At 65.5% G+C, this 22,959-nt stretch carries 15 protein-coding genes and 2 pseudogenes; 12 read left to right on the forward strand and 5 right to left on the reverse strand.

Features of this window, described 5'->3' with window-relative positions; translation table 11 throughout:
* Nucleotides 1-42 precede the first annotated feature (42 nt).
* The 3 genes from OHB12_RS01100 to OHB12_RS01110 all read left to right on the forward strand — a co-directional run bounded on the left by OHB12_RS01100 (nucleotide 43) and on the right by OHB12_RS01110 (nucleotide 3,304).
* Entirely contained in the window at nucleotides 43-1,206 is a 1,164-nt protein-coding gene (locus OHB12_RS01100) for a hypothetical protein (RefSeq protein WP_327115301.1), read from the forward strand.
* A complete protein-coding gene (locus OHB12_RS01105; protein ID WP_327120820.1) occupies nucleotides 1,206-1,982 on the forward strand; it encodes an SDR family oxidoreductase in 777 nt (258 codons plus the stop codon). The genes OHB12_RS01100 and OHB12_RS01105 overlap by 1 nt, the downstream gene beginning before the upstream one ends.
* Before the next feature lie 137 nt (nucleotides 1,983-2,119).
* A complete protein-coding gene (locus OHB12_RS01110) occupies nucleotides 2,120-3,304 on the forward strand; it encodes a sulfotransferase family protein (RefSeq protein ID WP_327115303.1) in 1,185 nt (394 codons plus the stop codon).
* A gap of 154 nt (nucleotides 3,305-3,458) precedes the next feature.
* On the opposite strand, the gene OHB12_RS01115 is transcribed toward OHB12_RS01110, so the two are convergent.
* The 3 genes from OHB12_RS01115 to OHB12_RS01125 form a co-directional block, all read right to left on the reverse strand.
* Nucleotides 3,459-4,442, reverse strand: a complete 984-nt coding sequence (locus tag OHB12_RS01115) for a hypothetical protein (RefSeq protein ID WP_327115305.1) — start codon at nucleotides 4,440-4,442, stop codon at nucleotides 3,459-3,461.
* Nucleotides 4,439-4,801: a hypothetical protein gene (locus OHB12_RS01120; RefSeq protein ID WP_327115307.1), complete on the reverse strand. Its 363-nt coding sequence runs from the start codon at nucleotides 4,799-4,801 to the stop codon at nucleotides 4,439-4,441. Before OHB12_RS01120 ends, OHB12_RS01115 begins: the two co-directional genes overlap by 4 nt.
* 1,141 nt (nucleotides 4,802-5,942) lie before the next feature.
* Nucleotides 5,943-6,617, reverse strand: a complete 675-nt coding sequence (locus OHB12_RS01125; protein WP_327115309.1) for a PaaI family thioesterase — start codon at nucleotides 6,615-6,617, stop codon at nucleotides 5,943-5,945.
* A gap of 198 nt (nucleotides 6,618-6,815) precedes the next feature.
* On the opposite strand from OHB12_RS01125, the gene OHB12_RS01130 reads away from it, so the two are divergent.
* Nucleotides 6,816-7,466, forward strand: a complete 651-nt coding sequence (locus tag OHB12_RS01130; RefSeq protein WP_327115311.1) for an HAD family hydrolase — start codon at nucleotides 6,816-6,818, stop codon at nucleotides 7,464-7,466.
* A gap of 18 nt (nucleotides 7,467-7,484) precedes the next feature.
* Here the strand turns inward: OHB12_RS01130 and OHB12_RS01135 are convergent, their stop codons facing one another.
* A complete protein-coding gene (locus OHB12_RS01135; RefSeq protein WP_327115313.1) occupies nucleotides 7,485-8,078 on the reverse strand; it encodes a TetR/AcrR family transcriptional regulator in 594 nt (197 codons plus the stop codon).
* Nucleotides 8,079-8,138: 60 nt separating this feature from the next.
* On the opposite strand from OHB12_RS01135, the gene OHB12_RS01140 reads away from it, so the two are divergent.
* The 7 genes and pseudogenes from OHB12_RS01140 (at nucleotide 8,139) to OHB12_RS01165 (ending at nucleotide 20,571) form a co-directional block, all read left to right on the forward strand.
* A complete protein-coding gene (locus tag OHB12_RS01140) occupies nucleotides 8,139-8,468 on the forward strand; it encodes a hypothetical protein (RefSeq protein WP_327115315.1) in 330 nt (109 codons plus the stop codon).
* Nucleotides 8,465-8,971, forward strand: a complete 507-nt coding sequence (locus OHB12_RS01145; protein ID WP_327115317.1) for a hypothetical protein — start codon at nucleotides 8,465-8,467, stop codon at nucleotides 8,969-8,971. The genes OHB12_RS01140 and OHB12_RS01145 overlap by 4 nt, the downstream gene beginning before the upstream one ends.
* A gap of 272 nt (nucleotides 8,972-9,243) precedes the next feature.
* The gene (locus tag OHB12_RS01150) at nucleotides 9,244-10,929 is read left to right on the forward strand and encodes a hypothetical protein (RefSeq protein ID WP_327115319.1); all 1,686 of its coding nucleotides are present in this window, start codon (nucleotides 9,244-9,246) and stop codon (nucleotides 10,927-10,929) included.
* Nucleotides 10,930-11,194: 265 nt separating this feature from the next.
* Nucleotides 11,195-11,509: a hypothetical protein gene (locus OHB12_RS01155; protein ID WP_327115321.1), complete on the forward strand. Its 315-nt coding sequence runs from the start codon at nucleotides 11,195-11,197 to the stop codon at nucleotides 11,507-11,509.
* Nucleotides 11,510-11,571: 62 nt separating this feature from the next.
* Nucleotides 11,572-12,072 carry a YbaB/EbfC family nucleoid-associated protein gene (locus OHB12_RS01160; protein ID WP_327120822.1) on the forward strand — a complete coding sequence of 167 codons (501 nt, stop codon included), beginning with the start codon at nucleotides 11,572-11,574 and terminating at the stop codon, nucleotides 12,070-12,072.
* Nucleotides 12,073-12,123: 51 nt separating this feature from the next.
* A pseudogene (locus tag OHB12_RS35985) lies at nucleotides 12,124-12,522 on the forward strand (WXG100-like domain-containing protein); the annotation flags it as partial.
* A gap of 1,371 nt (nucleotides 12,523-13,893) precedes the next feature.
* Entirely contained in the window at nucleotides 13,894-20,571 is a 6,678-nt protein-coding gene (locus OHB12_RS01165) for a LuxR C-terminal-related transcriptional regulator (protein WP_327115323.1), read from the forward strand.
* Nucleotides 20,572-20,596: 25 nt separating this feature from the next.
* On the opposite strand, the gene OHB12_RS01170 is transcribed toward OHB12_RS01165, so the two are convergent.
* Nucleotides 20,597-21,100, reverse strand: a complete 504-nt coding sequence (locus OHB12_RS01170) for a hypothetical protein (protein WP_327115324.1) — start codon at nucleotides 21,098-21,100, stop codon at nucleotides 20,597-20,599.
* Nucleotides 21,101-21,512: 412 nt separating this feature from the next.
* Here OHB12_RS01170 and OHB12_RS01175 point away from each other — a divergent pair.
* Nucleotides 21,513-22,814, forward strand: a pseudogene (locus tag OHB12_RS01175) (hypothetical protein).
* The last annotated feature ends 145 nt before the right edge of the window (nucleotides 22,815-22,959 follow it).

A 22,959-nucleotide genomic window follows, 5' to 3' on the forward strand; every position in this document is an offset into this window, starting at 1 on the left:
AATGTACCAGAGTGGTACATATTTGGAACACCGGAGAGCCTCTTGCTGACACAGCCGTTCGCGGACGCCATCGCCGCCGCCGAGCAGATCATCACCGGAGCCGCGCACATCCGCACCGAACAGGACCTCGTCGAGGGGTACGACTATCTGGCGGGCAGCATCCGTGCCTCGCTGCAGATGGCGTGGGCCTATGAGCGGGACTTCCCGTTCTTCGTGCAGTCCACCGGGCCGTACACCAAGATGGGCTTGGACAACCCCGACACCCTCTATTTCCACTCCTACCTGCGGTCGGACGCGGAATATGTGGTGACCGGCAAGCGCGGGACCACGCGCGACCTGAGCTTCCAGGTGCTCAATGGCAATTACTCGCCGGTCGATGTCCCCGACAGCCTCACCGCATTCGACGACCGTGAGCTGGAGATCGGCCAGGACGGGAGCTTCGAGATCCGGTTCGGTCCCGATGCGGCGCGCCCCGGGTACGTGCATCTGAGTCCCGACTCGGAGATGCTGGTCGTGCGTGAGGTGCACAGCGACTGGGCCACCGAGAAGGCGGGCACCCTGCGCATCCAGCGGGTCGACCGGATCGGCGACGCCCCGCCGCCGCTGACCAAGGGCGTGCTCACCAAGCGGTACGGCGTCGCGGGCAAGATGCTGGTTTCGCGGCTGAAGACCTTCCTAGCCTTCCCGGAATGGTTCTATCTGAACCTGCCGGTGAACACATTGACCGAGCCGAGGTCCACCCCGGGCGGGCTCACCACGCAGTTCTCCTCGGTGGGTCACTACGAGCTGGACGACGACCAGGCGATGATCATCACGGTGCCGAAATCCGACGCGCCGTACCAGGGCTTCCAGCTCGGAAGCATGTGGTATCTGTCGCTGGACTACATCAACCACCAGACCAGCCTCACCGCCGATCAGGCGCACGTAGACCAGGACGGGATGATCCGCCTCGTGGTCGCCGAGCGTGACCCCGGTCTGGCCAACTGGATCGAACGCACCGGGCACGCACGGGGGTACCTGCAGTTCCGTTGGCAGCGGTTGTCCAGGGACATGAAGCCCGACGACGGCCCGACCGTGGAGGTGGTGCCGGTCGCCGACCTGCCGGAGAGATTGCCGTTCTACGACCAGGCGCGCGTCACGCCGGAACAATGGCGCGCGCGGATCGCGGCACGGCAGGTGGCCGTCGCGGAAAGGATGCTCGGTTGATGTTGTTGCAGGACAAGGTAGTCGTGGTCTCTGGTGTCGGGCCCGGTCTCGGCCGCGCCATCGCGGTGCAGAGCGCGAAGGCGGGCGCCGACGTGGTGCTCGCCTCGCGGACCGAGTCGCGGCTGACCGAGGTGGCCGAGGAAATCACCGAACTGGGCAGGCGTGCTGTGGTCGTGCCGACCGACATCAACGACGAGGCCGCGGCCGCGAATCTGGTCGAGACCGCCCTGAGCGCGTTCGGCAAGGTCGACACGCTGGTCAACAACGCGTTCGCGATCCCGCCCATCGTCGATCTCGCCGATGTCGACCTGGATCAAGTGCGTGCAGGCTTCGAAACCAACGTGCTGGCCGCGCTGCGGCTGACCCGGCTGTTCGTGCCCGCGCTCACCGAGACCGAAGGCTCGGTGGTGATGATCAACTCGGCGGTGCTGCGGCATTCGCGGCGCACCTTCGGCCCCTACAAGATGGCCAAGGCGAGCCTTCTGGCGCTGGCGCAGAGCCTGGCCACCGAGCTCGGCCCCAAGGGCATCCGGGTGAATTCGGTGGCGCCCGGCTACATCTGGGCTGACAACCTCAAGTGGTACTTCAACTACCTTGCGGAGCAGCGCGGCATCACCTCCGAAGAGGTCTACACCGAGACCGCGAAGGCCACCGACCTGCGCAAGTTGCCCGAGCCCGACGAGATCGCCGACGCGGTCGTGTTCTTCGCGTCCGCCATGGCGCGCGCGATCACGGGCGCGTGTCTGGACGTCAACGCCGGCGAATACCACCACTGAGGAGGGCATCGTGAGTCATCATCGCGCAGCGCTTGCGATCCCGACCGGGTGCGGGTGTCCCGCATGAACACCGGGGAGGGCATCGTGAGTCATCATCGCGCAGCGCTTGCGATCCCGACCGGGTGCGGGTGTCCCGCATGAACACTGAGGAGATGAACGTGATCGGCAGGGACGACGTCGGGACCATCGACGATCTGCACGCCTCGGCGACCAAGGTCGTCGGACTGGACGATTTCGGTACTGACGACTACCGCGAGGGGCTCGAGGTACTGCTCGAGTCGTATGCCGAAGATGCGGAGCTCACGCCGTTCGGAAACAAGGTGAATCGCGCGTTCCTGCGCGGCGCGCTGATCGCTCGGCTGCTCAGCGAGGCGGCCTGGCAGCGCTTTCCGGAATATGCCGATGTGGCGATCGAGCGGCCGATCTTCGTGACCGGTCTGCCGCGCTCGGGCACGACGGCGGTGCATCGGCTGCTGAACGCCGACCCGGCGCACCAGGGGCTCGAGATGTGGCTCACCGAGATGCCACAGCCGCGCCCGCCGCGCGACACCTGGGCGAGCAACCCGGTGTATCAGCGTCTCGAGGCCGCCTACGAGAAGCACCACGTGGAGCACCCGGAATTCATGGGCGTACACCACATCTCGGCCGATCAGGTGGAGGAGTGCTGGCAGCTGCTGCGGCAGTCGGCCATGTCGGTGTCCTACGAGTGCCTGGCCTACCTACCCGGGTACTCCGCATGGCTACGCGAGCGGGATTGGACGCCCGCGTACCGCAGGCATCGGCGCAACCTGCAGTTGATCGGCTTGCCGGACGTCGGGAAGCGGTGGGTGCTGAAGAATCCGAGCCACCTGTTCGCGCTGGACGCCATCTTCGAGGTCTACCCGGACGCGCTGGTCATCCAAATGCACCGTGATCCGCGGACCATCATCGCCTCGGTGTGCAGCCTGAACGAACAGGCGTCGGCGGGCTGGTCGGAGAAGTTCCGCGGGCCGGTCGTCGGCGCGGCACAGCTGGATCTGTGGGGGCGTGGCGCCGAACGTTTCCTCGCGGACCGCACACGGTACGACGCGGCCCAGTTCTGCGATGTCGACTACGACGATTTCGTCGCCGATCCGATCGGCACGGTCGGGTCGATCTACCGGCACTTCGGGCTGCCGCTGACCGACGAGGCGACCTCGGCGATGGCGGCCTTGCACGCGGAGAGCGCATCGGGCGCGGCGCGTCCGGCGCATCGATACACCCTCGCCGATTTCGGGCTCACCGCCGATCAGGTGGACGCCCGGTTCGGCGCGTATCGGGAGGCGCACTTCGTGGGACGGTGATCATTCGGTGCCCGCCGGTCATGTGATTCGACCGGCGAGCACACCTGAACGTACTGCCTGCTATGACATCCAGTCCGCATCTGCTCGAGCTCGTGCGCACTCGCGGTGATTCGTGACTGATTGGTGACAAGCAGGGCTCGGACGAGGCAGGTGGTCAGGGTGGCAGCAACCGGACGTCGGCTGGGATCATCTGCAGGTCCCTGATCTTCTCCAGCCGTGCCACAGCCCCGTCTACGGCATTGGGATGCAGACCCGCGTCCCCGAGCGCTGCCCGAAACCGGTCCATGTCCACATCCTTCACCGCGCGCAACACATCGGCCTCGAGCCGCTCGCCTTTCTGGGCGGCGACGAAATCGGAGTCGATACCTATCTCGAGTGGACGTGTCGAGACAGGGAAGGATCTGCCGTGATCGATGGCCACCACGTCGAGATGGTCACCGCGGTCTACGGTGCGGTAGTTGCCGGGATGGCGATCGAGCATTCCGATCACGTAGTCGAGCACGCCGACCTGCTGCTGCTGGACTTTGGGATAGTCGCTGACCGCTCTCGCCTGCTCCGAATCGACGAACTGCTGGACCATACCGGGGCCGGATGGTGTGCCGTCGGGTCCGATCACGCCGTCTGTCCGGGCGGTCGGGGGTACTCTGCCGAATCCGAGCGCTTCATCGACGCGATATGCCGCGATTTCCCTGCTCGTCAGCGCGCCAGGGGCATGAATGAAAGGCAGGTGCGGGTCGTAGGTTTCACCGTGTATGGGCTTGTATATGTTCAGTTCTCCGTCATCCGAGCGCATCTTCCGCACCTCGGTCGAGCTACGCGCGACGGCATGTGTCATATCGCCGGAAAACTTGACTTCGGTGGTCAATCGACGTGCACGCATGGCCGATTCGGCAGCGCTCGGCTGGTAGTTCCACGTTCGGTTCCTGGCCGCGTGCATCGGGTGTGGTTGCCGCACCGCGGTCGCCTCTTCGAGCAGATGCGAGGACCGTTCGTCGGCCTCCCGGAAGTCGCGCGCACCGGCTTCCACGGTGCTGCCGGTGCGCCGAACCGTGCCTTCGACCGACCGCGCCGCCAGGTCCAACGTTCCGGTCAAACGTTTGGCGATTTGGCGCAGCAGCGGGGTAACGCTGTCTCTCAAAGCGAGTGCGGCGGCGGGGTGACGCGGGAACGTTGTTCGGGCGTCGTCGACCACGGGGAGCGACGGACCGGCTTTTCCTGCTCTTCAGGGCTTTCGTCAACCACGCGGTAGTAGCTCATCCCTGGTGACTGGAGCAGCGCACGCAGGAACCGGGGCCCTTCGTCGGGTCTGACCCGCGCCGTCGGGTCGTAGACCTCGACACCGCGGTCGTACCAGCGCTCGGCAACCAGGCATCCGTTGGGGTCGGTGACGATGAGCGCCACCTCGCCGCTGGATGTCAGCCGGAACTCGGCCACTCGTCGTGGTTCCGAAGAACCGAGGTCATAAAGAACTATCAAGGTCGGCGTGTATTCGCCCATGCCCTTACCTCCACATTACGGATCGCCCGATCCTGGGACGGCCCGTAATCCGAACGGCTTTCCATCCACAGACGATGCACGTGTCATGGAACGCAACTTACTATTAAGTCAATGACATGTCATTGTGTGCCGGTGATGTAATGGATCAGCCATCCTTTGTAGTGGTCGCGGCGCGGGCCTTCTTGGATGAGGCCGGGGAAAAATCCACGCGGAGTGCAGCTGCGGAGTGCCGCAGAAGTGAACACTATTTTCGGTATGAGAACCATCGAACCGGGCGCGCAGCCCTGCTTCGTGGATGCGACCGCGCACCCTCTCTGCTATAGCTCGGATCTGCGGTTTTGTAGCGCCTGCCATCCGGATGCTGTCACGGCTGAGCCGCTGGATCTGTGGAATCTTCCCGTGCGATTTCCTGGCCGAACCCGCGTAACAGGACTTTCCGTGGATTTGGTATTCAACCAACTGCCGTTGGGCGCAAATGGATTCATCCGGTGCTGGCAGAATTGTGTCATGGGGTATCTCGAAATCGCATGGGCGACCGCCTGAAACGTCGTCAGGATAAATTCCTCGGCCGATTTATCGACATGGGTCCATGGGTTCTCGGAGCGGGTGCGCGTCGCTGTAATTTGTTGTGCGGCAGATTATTTGCCCGTGGTCGACAATCTTTCGCAGCGGTTGGTGTCGGATGAGTTGTGGCCGTCGGACCGCTGCTGCCCGAGTGGGAACCGCGCCCGCAGGGTGGCGGAACCACCCCGGCCGATGAGCGAGCGCGGTGGTATTCGGGCTGACCAGTGGCAGCACATGGCGGACGTCGCCGCCGTCGTTCTCGGTCACCGTGCCGACCGCGCATCGGCGGTTCACCCGTCTGGACCGAGGCCGGGCTCTGGCGCCGGTTACCTCGCTCGGTGCTCGATGAACTCGGCGGTCAGGGCATGATCGACTGGTTCCGCCCGGTACCGGACATGGCATCGCTACGAGCTGAAAAAGTGCCCCATGACCGGTCCATACCCGGCGGATCGCCGCAAGGCGGGATCGGAGATTTATCGCTGGGGTCGAATCCGTTATCGGGCACGGTGCGGACAACCGCGCTGATCGCCCGCTGATCGGACCAGCGAACTATCGCGCACCAGGGCGAGCTCCGAGGTCAGGGCTGGCCGGGGTTGAGCACGATGAACAGCCCGTTGGCTTCGGCGCACAGACGCTCGCCGTCGTGCAGCGTGGCGCGGACATAGACCTTGCGCCCTTCCCGTCGTTCGACCCAGGCACGAACCTTCAGCTCGGTGTTCAACGGGGTGATTGCACGGTAGTCGACGGTGAGCGAGGCGGTTCTGGTCACCGCGCCCGTATGCACCGCGGCCGTCATGCCGAGCAGGTCGTCGAAGCCGATCGCCACGTGACCACCGTGAGCGGCGTTGTTGCCGCCGAGGTGGAACGTGCGGAAGGTGATGCGGGCGTCGACGCCGTCCTGGTCCGCGTGGTCGATGAAGAACGGTGGCAGCGTGATGTTGCCGCGTGCGGGCAGGTCGAAGCGGGTCCAGGTGGGGGTCGACCACTCGTCCACGACCGCATCGTCGAGCCGGTCGTTCAGCTCCTTCAGGACGCCGATCGCCTCCACCGTCAGTTCGTCGGACGGACAGGTCAGGCGGGCGCGGTCCATCAGACCGCGGATTTGCTCGATGAATTCGCCGTAGTGCGGCCCGCCGCGGGTGATGTCGGCGTCCTGGGCGGCTTCGTGCGCGGCGATCAGCTCCGTCATCGGCCGGAACCCGCCCTCGTGATGCTCCTCGTTCGGCAGCGGGCCGGCCTGCTGTTCGTTCATGAGAACACGTTATCGTTCGCCCGCCCGATGTTCGCAGAGCGGGTGCTGGGGTCACGCCGATCCGAGCTGTTTCCCCTAGGCTGGGGCGCGATCGGCAAACTCGCCTTCCGGGATGTGACACCGGAGGGACCGCGGGCGGAGTTGGGGTCGGCCCGCATCGACACCTGACCGGATCGGCTGGCGAAAGGCTATGGGCGCATGGGTATCACGGCGGTCGTCTTCGACATGGACGGTGTACTGATCGACTCCGAGCCGGTGTGGGAGAAGGTTCGGCGCGCCTACGTCGCGGAGAAGGGCGGGCAATGGCTGCCCGATACCCAGCACCGCCTGATGGGTATGAGCACCCAGGAATGGTCGGAGTACCTCAGCGGGGAACTCGGGGTCCGCGAGCCGCCGGAGACGGTGGCGCGTGACGTCGTCGCTCGGATGTCCGAGCACTACGACAAGGCCGTTCCGCTGCTGCCCGGCGCGGTCGAAGCGGTGCAGCGGATCAGCGAACGATGGACGCTCGGTCTGGCCAGCTCGTCGCCGCGCGCCCTGATCGACGCCGTGCTCGGGCAGACGGGTCTCATCGAGTTCTTCACCGTCACCTTCTCCACCGAGGAGGTCGACCGTGGCAAGCCCGCGCCCGATGTCTACCTGGCGGTCGCGGCCTTCCTGCGCAGGCAGCCCACCGACTGCGCCGCCGTGGAGGATTCGAGCAACGGCCTGCGCTCGGCCCATGCCGCGGGCATGCGCGTCATCGCCGCCCCGCGCCCGGAGTACCCACCCGCGCCCGACGCGCTGGCATTGGCCGCCCACGTGGTCGACGGCCTCGACGAATTGACCCCCACGCTGGTGGACGGTTGATCCGCCGCTGCTGCGCCGTCAGGGACGGTAAGAGGTCAGGAGGGTTCGGACGGCGGTGGTGAGGTCGTCGTCGAGCCAGTCGGGCAGGGGCTCGGCGTGGGCGTGGCGGCGCAGCGCGGCGTAGGGAAGGTCCACGATCGCGCGGCTGACGGCGTCGATTTCGCGGTCGCCGTCGTGGCCCAAGAGCGCGTCCGCGATACGGCGCAGTTGATAGATCAGCGGTGCGTTCATCCGCGCCAGGGCGCCGCGGAACTCCTCGTCGGGGCCGGTGTCGAGCAAATCGCTGGGGCGCAGGTTGAGCAGAAGCTTTGCGTCGCCGGGCAATTCGCGCCCGAACCGCAGGGCGGCGCGCGCCATCGCGACGCCGGCCTCGACCGGATCCGGGTCCTCGGCGGCCGCCAGGGTGCGGTCCTGGAAGCGCCGCAGCGCGCGCAACCAGGCCGCGGTCAGCACGCCGTCGCGGTTACCGAAGCGGTGGTAGAGCGTGCCGACCGGTGCGCCGCTGGCTTCGGCGATGGCCGCGACGCTGGCCGCGCGCGGGCCGTCGGCGAGCACCAGAGTGCGTGCTGCGTCGAGGATCACATCGGTGTCGTGCTTGCGGGGTGGTGCCATGGACTAGTACGTTCCTTCTATATGGAGCGTTTACCCTATATAGATGAGCATGCCAGATCAGTGGACGCGAACCGTGATCGGGCGTGGAAAGCGTTGCTGAAGGTTGTCTGCAAGGACCTGGCCGATCCGTCGTCGGCGCCGAGCGGGTTCGCCTTGGATTCCGCTGAGGAGCCGCACCGGCTGGCGTTGCGAGGTAGCCACTGGTTCTCGAAATACGCGCTGGTCTTCGAGCTGGACGAGGAGGGACCGAGCCGGACCCGCGTCCGTGCACGGTCCTTCGGCAACTTCCCCGGGCTGCACGGCAGAATCTATCGGGCGCTGGTGATCGGGTCGGGCGGCCACCGGATAATGGTGCGGCGACTCCTGCGCCGGATCGAGGCGGCGGCATGATCCCCGGGACCGTGTGGGGCGCCACCGAGGCCGAGCGCGAGGCGCCGCTGCCGTGCGACGACCTGCGACCCGGTGGATTGCAGGCCGATCGGGCGATCAGCATCGAAGCCCCGCCCGCGCTCGTCTACGCCTGGCTGTGCCAATTGCGCGTCGCGCCCTACAGCTACGACCTGCTGGACAACTTTGGGCGCCGCAGCCCGCACCGGCGCGACCCCATGCTCACCGAACTAGAAGCGGGACAACGGTTCATGTCCCAGTTCGAGCTGGTCTCCTTCATCCTCGGCCGCCACATCACGCTGGTCACGGGCAAGTTCTGCGTCACCTACGCGGTGCGGCCCGAAGGGGCGGGGACCAGGCTGGTGGTGCGTATGCGCTGTGGCGCACCGAAACCGATCGCCGTGGCGCTGGCCGTCGGCGATGTGCTCATGATGCGCAAGCAATTGCGGACGCTGAAGGACCTCGCCGAGGCCGAGCACCGCACCGGCTCGGGCGGGAAACAATGAGCGTTCGTTCGTGAGATAGCGGAGCGGCGAGGCGGTCGGAACCGTCACCTACACCGGAATCTATTGTGTCGGAAGACTTGTCGTGAACTTCGACGAGGGCGGGTTGCGTCGAATGGCAGCAGCGGGGGATGCACGGCTGGTTGCCCGCAGCACCCCATAAAGCGCCGTGTCGGAGTGGTGCCCTCGGGATGATTGTGCAGGCCAACGGTGCTGTAGCTGGGTAATCTGACGGTCGGCTAGTGGTTGGTCTCGGCGCGAAGGGGGAACAGCGTATGGTCAGCAGTCACGGGCTCGAAGGTAAGGTCGGCGAGCCGGAAGAGCTGGGCGGTGCTGTTTCGGCGGACCGGTCCGCCGGTGCTGCCGCTGCGGCTGAATCTTCAGTCGGCGAAGGGAGTCCGGGCGAGGATCTCATGGTCGGGGTCGGGCAACGACTCGGGGAGTGGGACGACGATCCGGACGTCGCATTCAACATGACACCTGATCCGGCGCCTGCGGCTGAGGTGGCGCAGCATAGGGATCGGGTAGCCGACGATCGTGCGACACCTGATGTGGCACCCACGGTTGCCGCCGAGGTGGAGCAGTGTGGGAGGGAGCTGATCCGTCAGGTGGCCCGCGATCTCGCGGCCGTGGGTCCGGCCGGTTGGCGACAGCTGGAAGCGGTGTTCGCGCTGACGGCGGTGTCCGAAGTGGCGCACGTCTACTTCTCGAATGGGGACAGGTCGGTGCGGGTGGAACCGTCGCAGGCGGTGCTCGCGCGCGTACGGGAACAGCGTGATATCGCGGCCCGGCTCAGTGCCGGGCCGTGGTGGCGGCTGATGCTACAGCTGAGCGCCGACGGCGAACTCGAGGTCGACTACGACTACGGAGACGAGCCATTTCCCGACGATCAGTTGTTCGCCCCCGCGGCGTATCGGGCGGATCTGGAGGAATATCCGCGTGGCCGGCTCCCGGTGTGGCTCGCCGCGTATGTCGGCCACGAGGGTCGTCAGTCGCGTACCCCGCAACAAGCGGCTGCGAAGGTCCGCGCCGACCGCGCTGAGGAGATGTGGGCGTTGCCTTTCGAAGGAGACTTTCCACCGTTTCCCACGATGTGGGCGCGGTGGGCGACCATTGCCGCCGCATTCGTCGCCGTCGGATCGCCTTGGGGTCCGAGGATTCTGCCTTCGCTGGGGTGGTTCGAGGGGGCGAAGCGCGGTGGTTCGACGATATACGCCCTGCCCGGTGGACGCGCGGTGCTCTCGGGTGGACATTGGGACGCCCTCGCATTGGACGCCACCTACAACGACGGCGAGCCGATGCCGGACTTCTATGTGGGCGCACCACATTGGGTGGCGAACCCGGTACTGAACCCACGTGCGGCGAACGGCTTGCTGTCGTTCTGCTACTGGTGGGAGGGCGGGCGCTGGTACCGAGGCGAGTCGCCGCCCGCCCACGAGCTCAGCGACGCCGTCCCCGGTATGTGGACCGCAAACACCGTGATCCAGGTGGTCGCGGGTTTGATCGCGGAGCAGCCGAGCGACCAGGAGCGCGACGCGGTGGCGGCCTTGGTGGCTGCCGCGGAGGCAGGGGTGGTCACCCGTGACACTCTGCTGGAGGTCTTCGACGAAGAGGAAGGCTTCGACATCGACGGTGCCATGTATCAGCTGTCGATCGCCGGTGTGGCGGCGGCAGTGCTGGATCGGATACCGCCGGAGGAAGCTATCGCTCGGGTGCGGCAATACATTCTCGACCGAGGTATCGACACCACCGGGCACTTCCTGTCGGAGTTGACGGCCTTGCGGATCACCGACGGCTGGATGGTCTGTGTACCAACCGAGCAGGGGGAGAACACGATCGGCCGCGCCATCGTCTATATCACCGACGACGGCGTGCTGGAGCAGTCGTCTTCGTCGATCGCGCCCTCGACCTACGCGGCCGATTTCGAGCAGCGACTCCAGCAGCGGCACAGACGGCTGTAGGAGTAGCGGCGTGTCGGGTTGCGACGCGGGACGATGGTGTCATCGGCAGGTGGATCGTCTGGTCGCCAATGCTTTTTCAGGGGATCTGCTGTCGGCGCCTGTCCGGCAGCCATGTCGCCGTTGGACCCGATGCCACGGGTTCGAGCACCGGTTGCAACCCCCGGCGGTCCATTCGGGTCGGGGATGGGCCTTGTCGGGTTCTTGTGACAAAATGGGGTGCTCTGCTCGAGGCTCCCGGCGTTCAGGTCGGTTATGAGGAGACGATATGGCCGAAGAGATCAGGTTCGAGTCGGTGGAATTCCGTGGAACCGCAGGTGATCTGGATGATGTCGGGGGCAGGGTGGCCGGGATGCTCTCGGAGCTGTGGGCGTCGGCGGCGGCCTATGAGGGGCGGATCGGCAAAGGCAAGTTCGGGCAGACGTTCCGCGGGGGCAATGGGTACGACGCGGGGAAGAAGAATCTGAAAGCCGCTGCCGAGTCCAAACCGGAGTTGTTGCAGTCTTATTCGGAGGGGCTGCGTGAGGCCGCGAATCGGCTCGACGCCATGGAGTTCGACAATGAACAGGGGTTCCGGACGTGAGCGGTTACGGTTCGGAGTTGGTCGAGTTGTCTGTTCGGGCGGACTGAGGGGGTTGTGTGGTGATGGATGCGGTGTCGAAGGCGCGGTTGGCTGATGTGGTGGACGCTGTGCGGGCGGGTATGGATTCGATTGCGGTGGCGCAGCGGCGGCGGGCTGAGTTGACGGCGACGGGTTCGGCGGGGGGTGGGCGTGTGTCGGTGTCGGTGAATGCCGATGGTGTCGTGATCGATGTTCGGTTCGGTGACGATGTGGGTGAGCTGTCGTATGGGGAGATCGCGGCGGCGACGTTGTGTGCTGCGCAGGATGCTGCGGCTCGGGTGCGGGAGGCGACGGTGGAGTTGTTGAGGGGAGTTCAGGAGGATCAGGCGCGGATGCCGAAGATTTCGGAGTTTCTTCCGGGGATGCCCGATGTGTTGGAGATGTTGCCTGAGGCGCCGGAGGTGTCGGTGGCGCCGTTGGGTTCGGCGGCTCGGAGGGGGTCGGGTGCGGCGGAGGGGTCGACAGAGTTCACTGATGTGCAGGAGAGTGGCCCGGGGTCGGGTGTGACGAACTCGGCGTGGTGAGTTCCGGTGGCGCGCGCGGCGGCTGGTGTGCGGTAGGTCGGGAAGATCGCGATGGATTCGATCGCGTCGTATTGGTCTTGGATTCCGCCGGATATCTTGTCGGCCCTTAATTTTGGTGCGGAGTATCCCGAGGATGATGCGACGGATTATTTCGCGTTGGGTGATGAATATTTGAGGTTTGCGGCGCAGTTGTTGGTGTCGGAGCCGGATCTGAGGGCAGTGATGGATGCGACGCAGAAATTTTATGAGGGTGAGGGTGCTGTTGCGGTCGAGGCCGAGTTCGAGAAATTGCTCGAGGGGGAGTATTCGATCGAGGTGACGGCTCAGGGGTTCGAGGATCTCGGATTGTATACGCGGCAGGGTGGTACGGATATCGAGCGTACTCAGATCATCTTGGCGATTTTTGCGGGGATAACGGCGTATACGGTCTTTTCGTTGCGGGCGATGGCGCCGTGGGGTCAGGCGGCGGTCCCATTGGCATTGATATCAGGTCGCCAAGCTGTTCGTTTCGGTGGTGAGTTGGGTATCGGGAGGTTGGCCCTGACAGCGGGGCGGGTGAGTTTGAAGAATCTGTTGAGACCGTATTCGAAGCAGATTGTTGTGGCGGGGTTGCGGATGGGTGGTGCGGGGGCGGGGCTGGAGTTGGGGGTCGAGGGTGCGCAGGTGGCGGTGGGCCATCGTGATGGTGGGATCGATTGGGGGCAGGTCGGGCGGACGTTTGTGGAGTGGGCTGCGGGTGGGTTCGCGGGTGTGCCTGCGGGCATATGGATGGGGCATCAGTTGGCAGGGGCGGCGTTGTCGCCGATCGCGAAGGGGTTGTGGCGGGGGGTGTTGGGGGGGTTCGTGGGTGCGCTGGCTATGTATGGGGCGGGCGTCGGTTGGCAAGTGGGGGCACAGTTGGTGCATGGCTATTTCGATTGGGGCAAGGTCGATGCGGCTGTGCACCGCGAATTGTTTGCGGCGGGTATGGGGTTGGGAGCGTTGCAGGGGATGCGGCAGGGGATGCCGGGGCTGAATTCGCCGGCGTTGGGTCGTGGTGAGGTGCCGTCGGCGGGTGGTGGTAGCCCGCGTGCACCGGCTGTTGTCACCGCGGAATCCCGGGCGGTGGGCACGATCCTCGCCCGTCAGCTCATCAAGGAAATGCATTCCGACACTACGGGGGCTGGGGAAGTCCGCGCCCCCAAATTCGCCCTCCGTGTCACGGATATTGTCAACGAGGCAAATGCGCGGAATAAGGCAAACCAGTACAGCGACCAGCATGTAGTCGAACTGCGGGAATTGCGGGAAAGTTGGAGGGAAGGTGCCGCGGAGCCGCCGGCTCGTCGTGCGCCGGATAGACCGTTCACGGCGGGTGATGGTAGTTCGGCACCGCCCGCGGACGGTGGCGGCAGGTCGGCATCGTCTGAGGGCGCTGCGAGCCCGAGGGGTGGCGGGGCGGGATCGGCGACGCGAGGTGATGGGTGGGCTCCCGCCGAGCGAAGCGGCAGGTCGGGAACGGTGGCGCGAGGTGAAGGGTCGGCTCCGGCCGAGCGGAGAAATGGGTCAACAACAGCCGACCGAGGCGGTGTGTCGAAGCTGGTGAGGGCTCAGACGGCCGCTGGTGATGGAAGTGCGAGTATTGCCGGTGCGAGCCAGTCCGGGGCAACGGACGGTGCTGGGAATGTTGTTGCAGGGCAGCAGAGGACGCCAGCGGTCACAGATCAGCATGCGGGGTCGGCGGTGTCGGATCGTTCTGGTGCGCAGGTGCCCTCGCCTGGTAAGGGTGTGCAGGCAGAGCCAGATGCGGGTACCGATCCGAATCGTGGTGGCGAGGTTCGGCCCGTGGACCGGAGCGCGGCAGAGGCGCGGCAGGGGCTGGACGGTGGGGTCGGGGTGCGGGATACCTCGGCGTTCGTCTCGCATGGGGCGTTGGCCGAGAAGTTCGCTTCTGCCGGGGTGGAGTATCGGCGTCCCGGCGCGGGGGAGGCGCCCTCGACGGGGGGTGAGGTGCCGGTGCTGGGAGGTGTGGAGCAGTTGCATTACGGCAGGGAGGTGTTGGGTCTCGAGGGGATTTTTCCGGTGACCGGTGACGGGGTCGCGCTCGGGAAGGTGGGGTTGGGGACACAGGCATGGGCGGAAGCTGCCGGTGGCGATTGGCATCCTGGTTCCGGGCATCGCCAGGGCTTGGAATCGTTGGATGCGGCCGCCGGCCGGGTGCGGGATTCGGGTGGGGTGTTCCTCGGGCTGGTGGAGGGAGCGGGGAGTGTGCGTTCGGTGACATATTTCTCGCATCCGGATCGCCGAGGTGTGGTGGTGGTGCGTGAGTGGAACGGGGAGAAGGCGTTCGAGTACCTGTATGAGAGGGGGCAGGAGCAGCCTGTCGGGGACAGGGTGTACGGGATCTTTTATGGCGCTGACGGGTGTGCAGTGCGTCCGTTGGGGTTGGGGGAAAAGCCGTTGGGGAAGGCGGGTGTGGAGCACCCGTATGCCCGCAAGACAGGTCCTTCCCCTCAGGCGGCGGGGTCGGCCCGGCCGTCGAAGACTGTGCGGATCGAGTTGGGGGAGCAGGACGCACCGGCGCCGCATCGGCGGGCGGGTGTCGGTGGGCCCCGCGGCGACGGCAGCTCCGGCTCGCCGACAGGCAACGGGGTCGCCGGGACCGGACTGCCCAAGGGGGCTGATCCGATGCCTGCCGCCGTGGATCGGGGCAGTGTCGATATGGGTCGGCTGCTGCGCAGCTGGGCGCAACACCCCGTAGCGACGACATGGCGGGGCGAGAACACCAGCGTGGTGTTCTGCCCGGACTTCCCCGCCCCGGGTGCCACCGCGGGCGAACATTCCTCCGCCGCCGGTCAACTGTTCGACCAGGGTTTCCGCGCAGGGGCGGACACCGGCGGACTGGTCTACACCCTCGAATCTTTGAGTGCGGCCATACAATTCGGTACCGAACGTATCTATGTCATCGACGCCCCTGGCGGGTTCCGCCAGCACGGCGCGAGTGTGGACGGACACACGCTGATCGTCTTCCCCGGAGGAATACACCCAGCCTTCATCGTCGGCTACCTCCAACTCGACCCCGAATCACCAGACCAGCCGTTTTTCGTCGTGAACCCCGGCTACAACCCCCGCCGCTCCCCGCTCGCGGACACCACCACCGATACCGGCGGAGAACCCACCGACAATCAACTGCCGCTTGCGGCCCGCGCCGCGAGTAAGGCGGCGATGGGGGAACCATGCGTGGCAGAGGAATCGGGGGTCGTGACCCTGCAGAGCAAGAAGACGGGTAGACGTCTGTTCCGCAGCTCGATGGGGGATATGAATCCCGACAAGTTCCCGGAAGGACCGCAGCGTCATCGGGCCGCACAGTTCATCGACGAAATCAGCCGTGTGCCGGGCGGGGCGAACTACGCAGGTAGATACGACGAATACAGCGACCTGCATATCGCTCGACTCGAAAAACTACGGGACGAATTCCTCCTGCATATCGCCGAACTCGAAGAATTAGGCGACACGTTCCTCGTCCCGACCCACCGCGCGGATGACACATCGGAACCGGTGGATCAAGACGTTTCACCGGAGAACACGCCCACCGACACGGCAGCGCACCGTGTCGAGGCGGGTGCGCATCGCGCCGGCGCAAACACCCTCGAACTCACCGACGACAGCACGACCGCCGCTGCTGAACGACATCAGCCACTGGCGGTGCCGGGCCACACCCGCGCACAGGCGAACCCGGGCGGCAACAGCGCGCAGCCGACACCCGCCACAGATGGCGCTCTGAATAGCCGTGGTGGCAGTCGGCGACGCCGGCGTCGCCAACCGGTGAAAGGGCCGATGGCCCATAACCGGGGCGCCGCGCTGAATCTTCCCCCGCAGCGGATGCGCGCCGCCATGGCCGGGGTCGGGTACATGCCCGGGCAGCCCCAACCCGGGGTGGAGTTCTTCATGAACAGCCAACTACCCGGAGACTTCCGTGTCTCGGCGGCCACCGCACCCGTGCCCCCGCGCAACGAACCCACCACCCCGAAAGACCCACACACGGTGCCCGAACCGGAAGTAGGCCGCAAAGGCGGACGGTACTCGGACGGGTCGCTATCCGACGGATCATTCTCCGACGGATCTTCCTCAGCAGGAAAGCTGTCGGACGGGTCTTTGTCCGACGGCTCGCTCTCAGGCACTGAACCGGCCGACAACGTCGGTGTCGTGCAGCCGGCCCCGACACCTGTCCGACGGGCGCCGGAAGAGCAGGCGGCACAACGGTCGCCGGGCATTTCTCCTCCCGGATCGCGGAATGATCGTGGAGAACAACGCGGATCGCGTCTCGGTGATGGCACTCGGCACCAAGAGCGGCCGAGTGGCTACCAGGGCACCTCCGAAGATCCGTCGAAGTTCAACACTTTCAACGCACGGTTGAGCCCGGACACGTGGGCTTTCGGGTCGGCCGGTGCGGTGTTTGGCGACCCGGCTGGTGTCGCGGATGTGCTGGCGGCTATCGGCGGCGGGCGGGCGGCGGGTGGCTACGGTCCGGTGGCGGATCCGTTCAGGGGACGGTTCGACCCGGGCAGGGTGGCAATGTCCGGGGCAAACCGCGGGCCCGATCCCGAGCCTGTCCGGGGTCGCCGCGATTCTTCGGCGGCCGGGCCCAGCGACCGAGCGGGTGACGGGTCCATGCCTCGGGTCGGGTTGGGGGAGCACGAACCAGACCCGGGTCAGACCGCATCCCTCAACAGCGGGTTCGTGGACCCGAGTTCGCGCAGCAACACCGAACCGCTTGTGCCGCAACTCGACTCCTCCGAAGGTGGTCTGCCGTCCCGGATAGAATCGGCCGACAACGGACGTGAATCCCATCGGCTTCCCGGGATTTCCGAGTTCCGTGCCACGCTATGCGCCATTCTGGTGGCGGGACCGGAAGGGCGTGACCTGCACCAGGTACTCGCAACGGCCACCCGCCGGCGAATGCTTGCTGCTCTTGGTGAACTCACTCCCGAGCAGCGGAATATCTTGCAGCGCCTGCAATCGGAGCAGCCGGTCGACCAGATAGCACGAGAGCTGGACCTCAGCCCGGACACAGTCATCAGCTCGGCGAACCGTGCCACCACACGCATCATCGCCATCGCCAACGACCCCGACGAACGCCATAGACTGGACACGCGGGTACAGGCATTGGCCAAAGCGAATCCGTCGCAACTATCGAATGCACTACGCAAACTGGGGAGGGAACAAAAACAGGTTGTCCTCGGCCTCTGCCGAGATCGGACGACGCCCCCCGAGATCGCGGAAGTACTCGGATATGACGACGTGTCCACGATCAGACTTATTGCATTCGGCGCTGCCCAACGAATGGCCATAGAGATCGCCGGACCAGACGCGAGCACCGCGACGGAACCAGCTCAGCGCACGGGCACGCCCTCCGGTAGTGACGAACTCACCGACGAATGGAAAGGCCGCACCCAGCGGTCGCACAAGGAAGACCGTCTCCGCGAACTGGAGCGCAAGACCGCCGCTTTCGCCCAAATCGACGGAGCGATCGAACCACTCACCCACGTCCTACGACGGCTGGAGGAACTGTTCCCCACCCCCGTTCGGCGCGTCCCGACAGCGGAATCTCCACGCGACCGTTCGTTGTCCGACCATGAGGTCGAGTTGCTCTGTTTGATGGCAAAAGGCCGACCGGACAGGGCAATTGCGGAAATCTTCAATATATCCGAGAAGACCGTGAAGAGCCGATTCGCTCGTATCGAGGCGGCGCTCGGTACTCATGGCCGGGCGCCGACAGCGGTCGCGGCGGTACGCCAGGGAATTCTTGACATCCCCGAGCCCGCTCGACCGTCGGAGACCGGCGAGCTGGTCGGCCGCGAGATCGAGGTGCTCCGCTTGATGGCCGCAGGTTTGTCCCGCGGCGACATCGCCGGCAGGCAGCGGCGCTCGTTGAGTTCCGTACAGCGAGACGTGGTGCATGCGGCCGAGAAGCTGGGCACCGAAGGCCGGATCCCCACGATCCTCGAAGCGCTGCGCTTGGGAATTCTCGACCCAACGACGGTCGAAATACTCGCACTCGTCGCCGACGGCAAGACGAACTCGGAAATAGCGGAAGAACTCATCCTTACCGAAGTCGCCGTCAGGTCCCGCCTGCACCGCATCGGCCGCAGGCTCGGCACCGGTGATCGAGCTGGAATGGTAGCGATCGCGATTCGTTCCGGAATCCTCCCCGCCGATGGCTCCATTGCCGCTCCCAGCGGCCAGTTGAGCGCCCGTGAGGTCGGGGTTCTCAGCCATGTCTCGGACGGCAAGTCGAACTCCGAAATCGCAGAAGAGCTTTCCCTTTCGGCAAGCACCGTCGAGAACCACATGTACCGCATCGGCCGCAAGCTGGGCACCAGCCAGCGAGCGGGAATGGTGGCGATAGCACTGCGTGCGGGCATACTCCCGATGGCCCAGCCGGCTCCCGCCACGCCCGATGCGTCCGAGACGGCGACGGTCGCGCAGCCGGACGCCGAGCCCGGACCTGCGGCTTCGGTGGCGGAGCACCGGTTTGTGGAGTGGGCTCGGGCGCGGCTGGTGCACGAGCCCGCGCGGCCGGGGCAGAGTCTGACCGAGTACGCCGAGATGTACCACCTGGAGATGACGCAGGTGAATCGGTGGCTGGCTGGTGCGGGACTCGAGGCGAGCGGTTTCGATGCCGTGCCGACGATGAGGTTCCCGAGTCCCGGTGACAGTGACTCGGCGATCTGGCTGGCCGATGTTCGCGGGTATTTGTGGGTCGATCCAGCGCTGATGGACGAGCTGGTGGACGCCCCGCCCGGAACGTGGGAGGCGGTCGAACGCGGGTCGGGCGAACTGGACATCGCGCACCTGCGAGCGCTGCTTCGACGGATACCTGGTGCCCGCGAGGAATACCTGGCCGCGGCGCGGTACTGCCCTGGTCTGCTTACGAGACGCGGAGAGCCGTTCTATCCGGAAGGCTACCGGCACGTCGGCCAGTACATCCGATTCCGCCGAGAATATGAGGGGTTGACACGGACAGTTTTGGTGGATTCCACTGGCAAGTCCCTAGAGACTGTCCGAAAATGGGAGATCGGGGCTACCACCCCTTCGAAAGAAGCTGTTCAATCCGTCCTCGAAGCAGTGCCGCTGTCCCGTGGCGTGACCGTGACGTATGACGAGCTCTCCGAGACCTATCTCGATCTGCCGAGGAACTTACTATTGTTCCCGGATCCCAGGACAGCTGACTCATTCGGAGAGTACTTACGCCACTTCCGGCGCAGGAACAATCTCAATCGCAATCAGGCCGCAAAAATCTTTGGAGTAGAAATAAAATCCGTATCCAGCTACGAAGACGGTAGTGCCCGGGTGTCCGAGGTTCAATTACTCAAAATTGTCGATCGTGTTGTGCACCTTTTCGATGATGCCCCATGCCGGTCGGAACTGTGGAACAACCTGGCCGAGGCGTGGGGATACGACTATCGAATCGGCCCGAACGGGGAAACGCTGCCCGACCCCGCTCGCTATGATTCAGTCAACGACTGGGTGCTGGCGGCGCGGCTATACCACAGGATAACCCGGAACGCACTTTATGAACGGATCGGAATGTCGCAGAGTTGGTTGGGTGGCGTGGAGGGCGGTAGATCGAAACCCCGTGTTATTTCTCTCCGAAAGCTCCGGGACTCCTTGGATATACCGAACGATACACTTGCAGCGGTTTTGCGGCGCTTCTACACATACCCCGCAGCCGTGCCCGGTGACGCAGCCGAGGAGCAGTTGTTCTGGCATCTGATCGCCACCCGCCCAGGGTCGGAGCAGGAGAAGGAGATCAAAAGGCGGATCTTCACAGGATACGTATGGGTTGCAGAGGCAGTGGCCTCCCGCTGGGCGAGATCTTTCCCACGCGATCAGCGTGACGACCTCGAACAATTAGCCGTCGAGGCGATTTTGCGGGCCATTCCGGGGTTCGTCCCGCCCGGAAAGTTCACACCACTCGCGTGGACGTCCGCCCACTACGCGCTGATGCAGGCATATTACGAGCGCATGTACCCAGGAGACCGGAGAACGCGGGATCAGCTCATACGCGTCAACACGTACATCAATCGGCGTCGCGATGCGACAGGGACACGGCCCGACGATGCCGAGATCGCGCAGGCACTCGACCTCGACCGGGCGGCGATTGTCGAACTGCGAAGGTTGCTCGAGCTGCGGACCCGCTCGAAGGACGCTCCGGTCGGCGATAGGCCGGGATCACCCACGCTCGACTTCGCCGACCCGGACGCGCAGCCGGTGGAGGAGGAAGCCGACCTGACCGGGTCACCGTTCACCGACCCGGAGTTTCTGGGGCGGCTGCGGGAGGCGCTGTCGGAGCTGCCGGAACCGGACCTGGCCGAGCATGTGATGGTGCTGCACTTCCTCGATGGATACGCCCCTGACGAAGTTGGCGAGCGGTTGCGGATCACGCCGGACGCCGTCGGGCGACTTATCGCCGAGGTGTGCGAAAGAGTCAGGGAGGTCTTCGGCGGCGACTTGGCCTAGCCATAAGACTCGAGCTAGGCCCCGGTCAGGGGCGGCGCTCGATCAGATCGAATTTCAGCTGCTCGAATCCGTCCGGCACGGTGTCGCGCACCGAGATGAGGGCGCGGGCCCAGGAGCCGATGAGAGTGTGGTCGCCGACGGTGCGGCGGTTGTTCGCTGCCGGGGCGGGCTCCGCGGTGAGCAGCGGCAGTGGGTGGACGCGGTGGCGGGTTTCGTTCTCCAGCACGGTCGCCTTGTCCACAAAGGCCCTCCGGTCGTGGTTGAGCAGGTACCGGCCGATGGCGCCGTGCTCCGGTGCGACCAGTGGGGCAACGGAAGACGCTGTGCCGTAGAGAGTTTCGTCGTTGTGCTGTGGTGGCGCGGCACGGCCCGCCCACACGACCCGGGCGGGCGTTCCGAGTAGTCGCTCGATCCCCTGGACGAGATGGTGGCCGATCCCGGCGTGTTCCATGAGTTTCGTGCCCGGCTCGACGTAGCCGAGCAGACGGTGGTCGTTTGTGAGGAGCACTGCTCGATAGAACTGCCGCACGTGGCCGCATTCCTTTCAGTGGTAGTCGATTTCGTTGCATGCTCACACGTGATTGCGGTGTGGCGATTACAGCGGAGTTACCACCGTGGTGCGGGCCGGGTCAGTTGCGGGTGTCATCCCGTGCGCATACGGCCGCGCGGCCGTCGGCGCTGTTGCCGGTTAGTTCGGCCGCGCGGATGAATACCACGCTCGCCTCCGCGTGCCGGCCGAGTTGGGCGAGCATATCGCCGCGAACGGCATGGCGGAGGTGGTAGGTGTCGAGGGTTCGAACAGTGCGTCGTCCGGCTCCGGCGCGGTAATCGGGTCCACGTGAATGAGCATCATGTATCGCATCTCGGCATCCTTGGTTGGTTGTCGTCAGGATCGTCCGACCCTCACACCACTGCATCGAACGACCACCGACCGAATCGACATGCTGCGCGAAAGTTTTCCGAAGATTTCGTGCCACCGCAGCCGAGTTGCCGAAAACGCCAGGTCACCGGCTCGGTTCAGTCCGTGCTGTGGACCGGCCATCGACCGCGTGGAAGCGCCGCTGCGCCAACGGCATTGGCCGGATGTCAGGCTCACCCAAGCGCCGCTGTGGGTTCCGGTCGACCTGCGCGACGGCAACCAGGCGCTGGCCGAGCCGATGGACCCGGCGCGCAAGCGGCGCTTCTTCGAGCTCATGATCGCCATGGGCTACAAGGAGATCGAGGTCGGATATCCGTCCGCGTCGCAGACCGACTTCGACTTCGTGCGCCTCATCGCCGACACCGATCTCGCACCCGAGGACGTCGCGATCGTCGTCTTCACCCCTGCGCGGCGCGACCTCATCGAGCGCACCGTCGAATCGGTCCGCGGCATCCGCAACGACGTGGTGATCCACATGTATACCGCGACCGCCCCACCTGGCGCGACACCGTGCTCGGCAAGGAACATGACGCGCTGCGAGAGCTGATCCTCGCCGGCGGCCGCGACGTGCTGGCATACACGGACGACCTGCCGAACGTGCGCTTCGAGTTCTCGCCCGAGGTGTTCAACTGACCGAGCCCGACTTCGTGCTCGATCTGTGTGACCGCATGACCACACTGTGGGACGCCACCGCACAGCGGCCGGTGATCCTGAACCTGCCTGCAACGGTCGAGGTCGCGACCCTGAACGTGTACGCAGACCAGATCGAGTACATGCACCGCAATCTGGCCCGCCGCGACAGCGTCATTCTGTCGGTGCACCCGCACAACGACCGCGGTACCGGTATCGCCTGTGCCGAGTTGGCGGTGCTCGCGGGCGCGCAGCGGGCGAGGGCTGCGTCCCCGGCAACGGCGAACGCACCGGCAACGTCGAGATCGACCCAGCCGACATCGGCCGCACTTACGACGCGGTGATCCGGGTCAATTCACAGTCCGGCAAGGGCGGCATCGCCTACCTGCTGCACACCGAGTACGGGATCGACCTGCCGCGCCGCCTGCAGATCGATTTCGCCAAGTACGTGCAGGCCCGCGCCGCCGACACGGGCGTGGAGATCACCGCGGCGCTGGAGGAAGCAGGTTATCCGATCGAAGTGCTCGGCCTGACCCAGCAGTCGATCGGGTCGGGCAATGACAGCGTCGCTCTCATGTATGTGGAGTATCGCGGCGACACTCGGAACGGATGGGCCTGCGGGCGAAGCGATTCCGTGCTCGCAGCGTCGTTGTCGGCAGTGGTGCGCGCGGCGGGTGACGCGGCGCGGCGTTGATCAGGTGGTGGTGCGCGTCGGGCCGTGTGGCGCCGCGCTGCCGTCCGGCCGGTGGATCGCATGCGTCGAGTGGTCGGCCCGTGTGATCCGCCGCGCCAGGCGCCACCTGGGTTGCCCAGGTGGCGCGTGAGTGAGCGGGCACCCG

It is taken from the genome of Nocardia sp. NBC_01730 (assembly GCF_035920445.1).
GTDB lineage: Bacteria > Actinomycetota > Actinomycetes > Mycobacteriales > Mycobacteriaceae > Nocardia.

What these genes read in the sequence shown, in the direction of transcription:
- OHB12_RS01110 (WP_327115303.1), top strand. Translation starts at nt 2,120, where the DNA reads ATGAACACTGAGGAGATGAACGTGATCGGCAGGGACGACGTCGGGACC.
- OHB12_RS01130 (WP_327115311.1), top strand. Translation starts at nt 6,816, where the DNA reads ATGGGTATCACGGCGGTCGTCTTCGACATGGACGGTGTACTGATCGAC.
- OHB12_RS01135 (WP_327115313.1), bottom strand. Translation starts at nt 8,078, where the DNA reads ATGGCACCACCCCGCAAGCACGACACCGATGTGATCCTCGACGCAGCA.
- OHB12_RS01125 (WP_327115309.1), bottom strand. Translation starts at nt 6,617, where the DNA reads ATGAACGAACAGCAGGCCGGCCCGCTGCCGAACGAGGAGCATCACGAG.
- OHB12_RS01160 (WP_327120822.1), top strand. Translation starts at nt 11,572, where the DNA reads ATGGATGCGGTGTCGAAGGCGCGGTTGGCTGATGTGGTGGACGCTGTG.
- OHB12_RS01145 (WP_327115317.1), top strand. Translation starts at nt 8,465, where the DNA reads ATGATCCCCGGGACCGTGTGGGGCGCCACCGAGGCCGAGCGCGAGGCG.
- OHB12_RS01155 (WP_327115321.1), top strand. Translation starts at nt 11,195, where the DNA reads ATGGCCGAAGAGATCAGGTTCGAGTCGGTGGAATTCCGTGGAACCGCA.
- OHB12_RS01105 (WP_327120820.1), top strand. Translation starts at nt 1,206, where the DNA reads ATGTTGTTGCAGGACAAGGTAGTCGTGGTCTCTGGTGTCGGGCCCGGT.
- OHB12_RS01120 (WP_327115307.1), bottom strand. Translation starts at nt 4,801, where the DNA reads ATGGGCGAATACACGCCGACCTTGATAGTTCTTTATGACCTCGGTTCT.
- OHB12_RS01150 (WP_327115319.1), top strand. Translation starts at nt 9,244, where the DNA reads ATGGTCAGCAGTCACGGGCTCGAAGGTAAGGTCGGCGAGCCGGAAGAG.